General features: G+C 59.9%; 10 protein-coding genes and 2 pseudogenes. 4 read left to right on the forward strand and 8 right to left on the reverse strand.

The genetic code is table 11. The annotated features are described in order from the left end of the window. Positions 1–501 (reverse strand): annotated as a pseudogene (locus CE491_RS03650) (IS5 family transposase); the annotation flags it as partial. A 106-nt stretch (positions 502–607) separates the two neighbouring features. Between CE491_RS03650 and CE491_RS03655 the strand changes: the two are divergent. Next, positions 608–1,008, forward strand: a pseudogene (locus CE491_RS03655) (transposase); the annotation flags it as partial. Between the two features lie 130 nt (positions 1,009–1,138). Here CE491_RS03655 and CE491_RS03660 read toward each other — a convergent pair. The 6 genes from CE491_RS03660 to CE491_RS03685 form a co-directional block, all read right to left on the reverse strand. Beyond that, positions 1,139–1,516: a hypothetical protein gene (locus CE491_RS03660; protein ID WP_110947005.1), complete on the reverse strand. Its 378-nt coding sequence runs from the start codon at positions 1,514–1,516 to the stop codon at positions 1,139–1,141. Positions 1,517–1,949: 433 nt separating this feature from the next. Then, positions 1,950–2,408 carry a RidA family protein gene (locus CE491_RS03665; protein ID WP_110947006.1) on the reverse strand — a complete coding sequence of 153 codons (459 nt, stop codon included), beginning with the start codon at positions 2,406–2,408 and terminating at the stop codon, positions 1,950–1,952. Positions 2,409–2,438: 30 nt separating this feature from the next. Further along, positions 2,439–3,224, reverse strand: a complete 786-nt coding sequence (locus CE491_RS03670) for an SDR family NAD(P)-dependent oxidoreductase (RefSeq protein ID WP_110947007.1) — start codon at positions 3,222–3,224, stop codon at positions 2,439–2,441. Between the two features lie 95 nt (positions 3,225–3,319). After that, entirely contained in the window at positions 3,320–4,285 is a 966-nt protein-coding gene (locus tag CE491_RS03675) for an ABC transporter substrate-binding protein (protein WP_110947008.1), read from the reverse strand. Between the two features lie 61 nt (positions 4,286–4,346). Beyond that, positions 4,347–5,378: an ABC transporter permease gene (locus CE491_RS03680; protein WP_199884974.1), complete on the reverse strand. Its 1,032-nt coding sequence runs from the start codon at positions 5,376–5,378 to the stop codon at positions 4,347–4,349. Positions 5,379–5,413: 35 nt separating this feature from the next. Beyond that, positions 5,414–6,241: an ATP-binding cassette domain-containing protein gene (locus tag CE491_RS03685; protein ID WP_199884975.1), complete on the reverse strand. Its 828-nt coding sequence runs from the start codon at positions 6,239–6,241 to the stop codon at positions 5,414–5,416. 188 nt (positions 6,242–6,429) lie between these two features. Here CE491_RS03685 and CE491_RS03690 point away from each other — a divergent pair, with 188 nt between their 5' ends. Both CE491_RS03690 and CE491_RS03695 read left to right on the forward strand, forming a co-directional pair. Beyond that, a complete protein-coding gene (locus CE491_RS03690; RefSeq protein WP_199884976.1) occupies positions 6,430–7,458 on the forward strand; it encodes a LacI family DNA-binding transcriptional regulator in 1,029 nt (342 codons plus the stop codon). Positions 7,459–7,489: 31 nt separating this feature from the next. Next, on the forward strand, positions 7,490–8,344 hold the full coding sequence (locus CE491_RS03695; RefSeq protein WP_110947011.1) for an amidohydrolase family protein: 855 nt from the start codon (positions 7,490–7,492) through the stop codon (positions 8,342–8,344). Between the two features lie 27 nt (positions 8,345–8,371). Here the strand turns inward: CE491_RS03695 and CE491_RS03700 are convergent, their stop codons facing one another. Continuing rightward, entirely contained in the window at positions 8,372–8,830 is a 459-nt protein-coding gene (locus CE491_RS03700; RefSeq protein WP_110947012.1) for an NADAR family protein, read from the reverse strand. Between the two features lie 123 nt (positions 8,831–8,953). Here CE491_RS03700 and CE491_RS03705 point away from each other — a divergent pair, with 123 nt between their 5' ends. Next, positions 8,954–9,901, forward strand: a complete 948-nt coding sequence (locus CE491_RS03705; protein WP_110947013.1) for a threonine ammonia-lyase — start codon at positions 8,954–8,956, stop codon at positions 9,899–9,901. Positions 9,902–9,983: the final 82 nt, after the last annotated feature.

Genomic DNA, 9,983 nt, shown 5'->3' on the forward strand with positions numbered 1-9,983 from the left:
AACAGCGGTTGGGCGTGGGCGATATCGCTGGCTTGTCCCGATGAAAGGATGAAGCGTAAGGGAACACCATTGGCGTCGCAGACCATGTGGATCTTGGTAGTAAGGCCGCCTCGACTGCGTCCCAGGGCATGGTCTAGCGGTTCTTCAGGCCCCCGTTTTTCCGGCGCCTGAAGAGGCTCGGGTTGCACGTACCGCTGTGGAATCGATCATCCAGGTGTCCAGATCAATCAGTCCTTCCCGGTTCAGTCGAATATGCAAGCGCTCCAGTATTCGGTCGAACGTGCCGTCGTCGCGCCAGTTACGAAAACGCTGATACACCGTTGACCAGGGCCCAAAGCGTTCCGGCAGGTCACGCCAGGCTGCGCCAGAGCAAAGCACCCAAAGGATTCCGTGGAGTACCAGACGATCATCACTGCGTGGTCGACCCATTTTCTGCTCTGGAGAATCCAGATCCTTGATCAATTCCCACGATGCATCGGAGAGTTCGTAACGCTTTGCCATGCGGGCCTCCAGCCAATCATGGCGGCAATTCTACCCTGCCGACTTTTCGTACAAAACCTAGTATTCTCGGCGTGAACAATGGCTATCTGGGCGACCGTGGCTTGTCACTGCGGCCAACGTCGCGGATGTAACCCAAGTCGACAAACTCTACACGGCACCGAGAACGTGGTCTGCGCTGATGCGGGCTATACCGGTGTCGAGAAGCGCGAAGAACATGCGGGACGCAAAGTCATCTGGCAGGGCGCAGCTCGGCGCAGCACCTACAAAAAACATGGCAAACGCAGCGTATTGTACAAAGCGATACGCAAGATCGATAAAATCAAGGCTTAGGTTCGCGCCAAGGTTGAGCATCCATTTCGGGTGCTCAAGCACCAGTTTGGTTATACCAAAGTGCGCTACCGGGGCTTGGTGAAGAACACTGCTCAAATGGTGGCGCTGTTCGCCTTGTCGAACCAGTGGATGGCGCGTCGACATTTGCTGAGCGGCGTGGGAGAGGTGCGTCCGTAATGGGGGAAATGGTTGCTACGAGGCACTCGCAGCAGCAAAAAGCATGAAGTAGTCGGCAGATTTTACCGATTGAACGGCTGCCGTTTTTGAAAGCGCTGATGGCCCAGTCGCCGAAAAATAGGCCGCTACTTCAGACCATCCCTAGCATTTGCACCTGCACGCATTTGTAGCTATAGGCTAGTGTTTCCGGAATCGTCCCACCATGTGCTTTTTTCCAAATGTTGGTGTTGGGTATGCCAATTAACACAGAATACTCTAGGCGCGAATTTATGCGATTGAGCGAGAATTTCGCCCCATCTTTTGCATACGCTTCGATTTTTCCGGCCGACGTCGAAGTGATGTTCAAGCTAGTACTACTTTGGTCCGGCGAAAAGACAGTATTAGGCGAGAGATTAACTTGCCAAGTCGTCGGCGGCTCGATAAAAAGACCGATGATGCCAGCGTCTATCGCATCGTTAATGAACTGATTTCGCAAGTCTCTAGGCTGCTCGACGTAGGCCGACTTCATATTAAAGCCAGGCCCCTAACCAGTTGGCAACTCAGTGACAGCGAGTCGGCGATAGCACTGGCTGGCATCGCCAGAAATACCGCAAGTGCAAGAGTGATTTGTGTCAAGCTAACTCCTGAGCTTTAACAGTGTCTGCGATTCATTGGAGCACCTGAACTATTGAGGCCGATGTCGAGTCGACCACTGGGTCAATTCGGCGTCAGCGCCAACACCGTGTGCGAGCCGAGAACAGCTAGCGGGCAGTTAACAACGGCATAGCGCGACGCGGACCACGCTAATTTTCGCAGATGAAGCCGCTCCCACCGAAACCGCGCATGGTTAACTGGCGCGGGGGGAGGATCCCCCATTTTCCAGTTTTCAGGAAATGGACCTGGAGCCGGCTCGATAGAGCAGGCTATCGGGCTGACGCTGCACAGCCCTTGTGAAATCTGAGCTATTCGATTAAGCGGAATATCGCCTCTATCTCAACCGTCATGTTGTTGGGCAACGAACCCATGCCCACTGCTGAGCGCGCATGCCGGCCACGGTCGCCAAGCACTTCCACCATCAAGTCCGAGCAGCCGTTGATCACCGCAGGATGCGCACCGAAATCGGGCGCGCCGTTGACCATGCCGAGAATCTTCACCACTTCGACCGTATCCAGATCGACGCCGAGCAACTGCACGGCCGCCAGCAACGTTAGACCAGCGAGGCGGGCGTGGTCGTATGCATCTGCAACGCTGACCTCGGTCCCCACTTTGCCTTGGTGATAGCTGCCATCGGGCATGCGCGGGCCCTGGCCGGAGAGATAAATCAGATCACCGATGCGCTTGCCCGGCAGGTAGTTGGCCACCGGTGCAGGCACGTCAGGAAGCGTGAGGCCCAGCCGGGCCAGTTGGTCTGCTGCACTCATTGCGGGTCTCCAGATGAGAAGGAACGAACGTCATTGCCAAGCGTTAGGGTCGGAAAAGTCTTTGCTTTCGGGAAGAATCTGTCCGCCATCGACAACGATCGTGGTGCCGGTGATGTAGGACGCATCATCAGATGCCAGGAACAGCGCGGCATTGGCAACATCCTGGGGCTGGCCGAGACGACCCAGAGGAATTGAGCTTTCCATATTGCTGATGAACGCCGGACTGCGACCCGCGCTGAGGCCTTCGGTCATGATGTTGCCAGGCTCGATCCCGTTGACCGTGACCCCATAACGCGCGAACTCCAGTGCTCCCGAGCGAATCAGACCGTTGATACCCGCCTTGCTCGACGCGTAAGCACCGACACCCGGATTGACGACACGCGGGCCGGTGATCGACGAGGTGAAAATCATCCGTCCACTGCCCTGCTCCCGCATGGTCGGCAAGCACGCCCGGGCCGCGAGGAACGTGCCGGTCAGGTTGACATCAATCACTTGCTGCCACTGTTTCAGCGTCATGTCTTCGAGCAGATGAGACGGATAGATGCCGGCGTTCTGCACCAGGATGTCGATGCGCCCGAAACGGCTGATCGCCGACTGCGCCAAGGCCTGCATGTCGGCTTCATCGGCCACGCTGGCGCGCTGGAAATACACCTTGTCGATGCCCAGCTCGTCCGCCAGCCGCTGACCATTCTCGGCATCGACATCGCCCAGCACGACCAACGCGCCTTCACCGACGAAGCGACGAACGATGGCGGCGCCGATACCCTTGGATGCACCGATGATGATCGCTACACGATTATTGAGACGCCCGTTCATTGATTGGCTCCAGCACCGGTGCAGCGTCCTCGGACGTGGCACCGATTATTAACGGTTGGCAGAAAAACGGGCCCCCGACGGGCAGCCCGTCGGCATTACTTGCAGCTGGTTTTATAGAAGTACTGACGGATGTCCGCGTTTTTCATGTTGGCGCGGGTAGCGACCACGAAGGGCAGGAAATTGTCGTGTTTGACTGCGGTTTTCTCGACTTGATGACGCACCAGCTGAGCGCTGAGCTTCACGGCCTCGTAGCCCATGTTGTAAGGCTGCTGGATGATCAGCGCGTCGTAGATGCCGTCTTTGAGGTCACGAATCTGCTGCGGATCGGCGTCGAATGAGATCAGCTTGATCTTGCCACGCAGCCCCGCTTCCATGATCGCCGCCGACGCGCCGGTCGCCGCCGCCGAATGGGTTACGTACACGCCCTTGAGATCGGGATACGCTTGGATCGCCGCGGCGACTTGTTGCGCCGCTTTGGTCGAACTGGTTTCCGGGTACGCCACGGGCACCAGCTTGGCGCCCGGATGTTCTTTCTTGAAGGTCTCTACGAAGCCGGCAACGCGCGCATCGATGTCGGGCAACCCCGGACGCATGCCGACCGCCAGGAAAGTGCCCTTGTCGCCTGCGACCCCAACCATCGCCTTGGCCGCCGCGACGCCACCGGCGAAGTGGTCGGACTGAATGCTCTGGGTTTCGACCGGGTCGTTCAGCGGTGCGTCAACGGTGATGACCGGTAAGCCTTTGGATTCCAGTTCTTTGACCTGGCTGATCAGCGCGCCGCCATCGGTAGGCGCCAGCACAATACCTTGCGGGTGCAGCTGCAACGCAGCGTCGATAAACGGCTGTTGCAGGGCAATGTCCCAATCCGGTGGACCGCTCCAGCTCAGCTTGACGTTGAATTCCTTCGCTGCGGTTTCCGCGCCGCACTGCATCGACGAGTAAAACGGAATGCCCACCTGGCCTGGCAAGAACGCGATGTTCACCGGTTCTTCAGCCTGGGCCCCCAGGGAAACGCTCCCCAGTAATACTGTCGCTAACGATACAACCAGCTTCGTCTTCATCGTCGATTACCTTCATTGCCCGTGAGTGTGCGCTGTCGACAGCCCAGCATTGCGTGTAGATTCAGATGCTGAGTTGACGGTTGCGCTGGTCGATGTAAACCGCCGCGATGACGATCAGGCCAACCAGAATCAACTGATAGAAAGAGTCCAGGCCCATGATCACCAGGCCGGTGCCAAGCACCACTGGAATCAACGTGCCGACCAGCGTTCCCGGCACCGAGGCGATACCGCCGAACAGGCTGGTGCCCCCGATCACCGCAGCGGCCACGGCTTGCAGGTTGTCGGTCTGGTGACCGCCGATGTTGGTGGTGGCGAAGCGAGAAATATCAAGCAGCGCCGCGATGCCGCAGAGAAACCCCATCAGCCCGAACAGCTTGAGCAAGTGCCGAGCGTTATTGATGCCGGCCCGGCGCGACGCATCCGGTGACGAACCCATCGCCAGGGTGTGCACGCCAAAACGGGTCTGCGCGAGCGTGAACCAGAGCAACAGCACGAGCACCAGCGACAGCAGCACCGGCAGCGGAATCATGTCGAACACGCGATAGGTGGCGAACTCGGTCTGCAGCACGCGCGGGATGTCCGGTACGTTGGCGCCGTGGGTCATGACCAGCGCAGTGCCCAGGCCAATCGCGGTGGTTGCCAGCGTCACCAGAAATGAACTCAGGCGCAGCTTGGTGACCAGCAGGCCGTTAATCAGGCCGAACAGCGTGCCGCTAATGATGGCAACCAGCACACCCGCCGTGATCGCCGGGCCCAAGTGCGGGTAATTGCCCATAGCGACTTCATCCGGCGTGCCCGCCAGCGAGGTGATGGTGCGCGCCGCCAGAATCGACGACAGCACCACGTTCGCGCCCACCGAGAGATCAAACTCACGGGCGCCGAGCAGAAAAGTCATGCCCACCGCCAGCAACACCAACTGCGAGGCGTTCAGCGCAATGGTGAAGAAGTTGTTCACGCTGAGGAAGGCGTGGTTCGGCGAGATCAGCGAGAACAGCACGACCAGCCCGAGCAGGATCAGAAACATCCAGAATGCAGTGGCTTCGCGCAGCCGCGAAAACCAGGTCGAGCCGTCGTCATAAGTAGGTGTGTTCACGGAAAGCGCCTCTTGGCTTGAGCTGTGATTCATGTTCATGCGCCCTTCGCGCCGAGCATCACGTCGACGACATCGCGGACAGTGACTTCGGCGGGGTTGAGGTTGGCAACGGCGGTGCCTTGGCGCATGACGATGATGCGATCGGCGAGTTCAAGCACTTGCGGCAAATCGTGGGAGATCAGCAGGACAGCCAGGTTGCGCCCGGCAGCTGCACGGATGGCGGCGTACACCATGTCCCGCTGCCGTGTCCCAAGGGCTGCAGTCGGTTCATCCATGAGGATCGCGTGCTGTGCCCATTTGATCGCGCGAGCGATGGCGACGCCCTGCCGCTGTCCGCCCGAAAGGCTTTGCGTGGTCGCACGATAGGATTTCAGCTTGGCGCCCAGTTCGGTGAGGATGCGCGTCGACTCCTCGAGCATCAGCTGGCGATCAAGCATGCCGATCTGGCCGCGCCAGCCCGGCGCCTTGATCTCGCGACCAAGGAACACGTTTTCCGCGACCGAAAGATCCGGGGCCAGGGCAAGGTCCTGATACACCGTTTCAATGCCGTAGGACTGCGCGTCCTGGGTCGACCGCAACTGCACCTCGCGGTTGTTGACGCACAACTGGCCGCCATCCGGAATGTGCTCGCCGCTGAGGACCTTCATGAAGGTCGACTTGCCAGCGCCGTTATCGCCTACCACAGCGGTGATGTCGCCGCGATACAGGGTCATCGAAACGTCACGCAGAACTTGCAACGAACCGAAGTTCTTGACGATGTTGATCGCTTCAAGCGCGGGTTCTCTGCGTCCCGCCTCAACTGCCGCTGCCCCCATGGACTGCTTGCTCAACGGTGCGGACGAATCCTGCTGCGGTGTGTGCATTTCGAGCGCCTCGGAAATATCGTAGACTTATTAGGTAATCGATTTACGTAATCGATTACCTTAATCAGGTTATAGTGGCCGTGCTGGCACAGCGTCAAGTGATTTCGAAAAGACTTTTTACCTCCGGGCACTCGGCTGCCGCTAAAACCCGTGCTCGGCCCTCGCAGCATCAGTAAAGGAACAACCGCGTGAAGACTCATAAAAAACCCACCATGCAAGACGTCGCTCGTGAAGCGGGGGTGTCCACGGCGACCGTGTCGCGCGTACTGGCGGGATTCAAGGGCGCGACCACCGACGAGACCGCCGAGCGCGTGCGCGAAGTCGCTGCGCAGCTGGGCTACGTGGTCAATTCGGTTGCCGCGAGCTTGCGCAAGGAGCGTTCATCGTCGGTCGGGCTGATCCTGGCAGACGTCGCCAACCCTTTCTTCGGGCGGCTGGCCAGCGGCGTTGAACAGACCCTGAGCGCCAATGGCATCAGCGTCCTGCTCGCCAACTCAGGCAACAGCGTTACCGAAGAAGAACGCTTGCTGCGGCTGATGGCCGAGAAACAAGTGGATGCCGTGATCATGGCCAGCTCGGCGGCCAACGGTGAACACATCCGTGATGCCGTGGCGCGGGGCATGCGCATCGTGCTGGTGGACTCGGAGCTGCAAGACGTCGACATCGACACCGTGTTGATCGACAACCAGCTCGCCGCGCAGAAGGCGGTCGAACATCTGCTCGCCCTCGGCCACCGCGAGATCGCCATCGTCACCGGTCAGTTGCAGGCATCGTTCGACCAGGAACGGTTGGCCGGGTATCACGCCGCATTCGCGCAGCGGGGCTTGAAGCCACCGAAGAAACTCACCCTCAACGGTGATTCAACCTACGAAGGCGGTCACTCGGCCGTGCAGGCATTGCTTGGCAGACCGAGCAAGGTCACCGCTGTTTTCGCAACCAACAACCTGATGAGCACCGGGGCGATCACGGCGATTCTCGAAGCCGGTCTGCGCATTCCCGACGACCTCTCGCTCATCGGTTTCGATGACATGGAGTGGTACCCGATTTTCAAGCCGGCGATCACCGCCATCGCGCAACCTGCTTATCGGTTGGGACAGATCGCCGCCCAGCGTCTGCTCGAACGTTTTGCCGCCGACGCCGTGCTGGCGTCAGCGCGGGTCATTCTGGAAACCGAATTCATCGTGCGCGCCAGTACCGCTGCGCCGCGCAAATCATAGCTGCCTGAACTGTAAGCCCCGGAGGGTTGAAATGCCGTCATTCCCGATTGTCGACTCCCATGTCCATTACTACGATCCCGCGCAGCTGGACTATCCTTGGCTGGATACGGTGCCGGCGATCAAAGGCTGGTATCTGCCAGAGGATTTTGCCGCCGCGAGCGCAGGCGTCGTGGTTGACAAGCAGGTGTTCGTGGAGGTCGACGTCGTGCCCGGCCAAGAACTGGCGGAAGCACGATTCGTCGAGCAACTGGCGATGACGGAACCGGCGATACACGGCATCGTCGCCTCGGCGGCCATCGAGCGCGGCGGAGCTGTCAACGACGAACTGGACCGGCTGAGCGAAATAGGGCTTTTACGTGGCGTGCGTCGACTCATTCAGTACCACCCCGCCGCCGACTATTGCCTGCAACCGGCGTTCATCGAGGGCGTACAGCAACTGGCTCTGCGCAACCTGAGCTTCGACATCTGCATCAAACATCAACAACTGGCGAGCGCCACGCAGTTGATCGACCGGTGCCCCGACGTGCAATTCGTCCTTGACCACATCGCCAAACCGGGCATTGCGGCCGGCGTGCGGCAACCGTGGGAAGATCAGATGCGTGCAGTGGCCGAGCGTCCGAACGTGGTCTGCAAGATCACCGGCGTGACCACCGAAGCCGATCACCGGAACTGGACGCTGGCGCAGATCCGCCCGTACATCGAACACGCCATCGAGTGCTTCGGTTTCTCGCGGGTGCTGTTCGCGAGCGACTGGCCGGTGCTGAACCTGGCCAGCGCTTACCTGCCTTGGGTGCAGGTGATGGACGAGATTCTTAGCGGCTGTTCGGAACACGAACGGCAGCAGTTCTATCGGGACAACGCGATCCGTACCTATCGCCTGAGCTAACGCTTTCAGCGGGGGCGAAACTGGCGATCAGCGGGCCTTGGCGATGTACTCGTCGCGGAGCGCCATAAGCATGTTGCCCAGCTGGTTTTCGCCCTCGCCCTCGAACTCTCCCCAATAGCGCGCCACGTCACTGTCGTCCGGCGACCATTCGACCAGCCGTACGCCTGCGGTGTTGATCAGCAGCTCGCGCAGGTCCACATCCTGATCGAACTTGGCGCGTACGATCCGGCGCATCAAGGGCAGCTGAATCTGCGCCCAGTCGGCGACGGTATGCTCCTCGGTCAGCGCATCCCCCGCCGCCGCCACCAACTCCGGCGTCGGCGCAGCCATGAGCCAGCCCCGGACTTCAGGCACCGCTTTGAATACCTGATACGCATGCTCCGGCGTGGCATACAGCAGGCCTTCGAAATGCAGGGCGCGCGGGTGCAGATTGCTCAACGCGCAGAAGGGCCCCTGACGCGGATCGTAAAAGCGAATGTCGTCCATTGAGGTTTTCCGGAAAAGAAGTTGAGGCCGGGAAGATCTAGGTCCGCCCTTGCCAGGCGATGCCACTGTATGTTGAGATGAACATATCACGCAATCGATTACGTAAACTTCCCGGGTGAAGCCATGATCAATCTGATCGACATCGAAAACGCAGCACAACGCATCGCGCCCTACCTCCGTAAAACGCCCTTGCTGCTGGCCTCGGCCTTGCGTGAACCGGTGACCGAAGCCGATCTGTGGCTCAAGCTCGAATGCCTGCAACCCACCGGATCGTTCAAGGTGCGTGGCGCCACCAACCGCTTACTGACTACGCCCACCGAGCAGATGCGCAACGGCATCGTGACCGCGTCTGGCGGTAATCACGGACTGGCGACGGCGCGGGCGGCGAGCGTCGCGGGCGTGCCGTCGACGATATTCGTGCCGCGCAACATCACGCCGGCAAAACTGGCGAAGCTGGCGGCCTGGGGCGCGGACGTCAAAGTGGTCGGTGATGTCTGGGACCAGGCCAGCGAAGAGGCCCTGAAGTTCGCGGCGCATCATCAAGCGGCGTATTTCCACCCGTTCGCCGACCCGGCAGTGGTGGCGGGTCAAGGCACGGTGGCACTGGAAATCCTTGAGCAATTGCCCGAGCTGGAGGTGATTCTAGTCGCCATCGGTGGCGGCGGTCTGATCTCCGGGATCGCCACCGCTCTCAAAGCGCTGAAACCGTCGGTGCGCATTATCGGTATCGAAGCGGTTGGCGCCCCGACGCTGCATGCCAGCCTGCAAGCCGGCGAAGTCGTGCGACTGCCCGCCGTGACCACCCGTGTCGCGACCTTGGCGTGCGGTCGGACGGACGAGAAGGTCTTCGATCTGATGCGTAATGCCATCGACGAGATCGTGCTGGTCAGCGATGAAGAGATGCTCACTGCTTCACGCTGGCTCTGGTTCGAACTGGGTCTGGCGGCGGACCTCAGCGGAGCGGCGGCGGTTGCGGCGTTGCAGTCGGGCAAGATTAAGCTGGCGAAGGGCAGCCAGGCTTGTGGCTTGGTGTGCGGGGCTGGCAGTGAAGGGATCAGTCCAGCCCAGTGAAAGGGATGCGGCGGAAATCTTGGACTACCTGGAGGTAGTTCATGTATTCATACGAAGACCGCATCCGAGCGGTCGAGCTGTA

It is taken from the genome of Pseudomonas bohemica (assembly GCF_002934685.1).
Classification (GTDB): Bacteria; Pseudomonadota; Gammaproteobacteria; order Pseudomonadales; family Pseudomonadaceae; genus Aquipseudomonas; species Aquipseudomonas bohemica.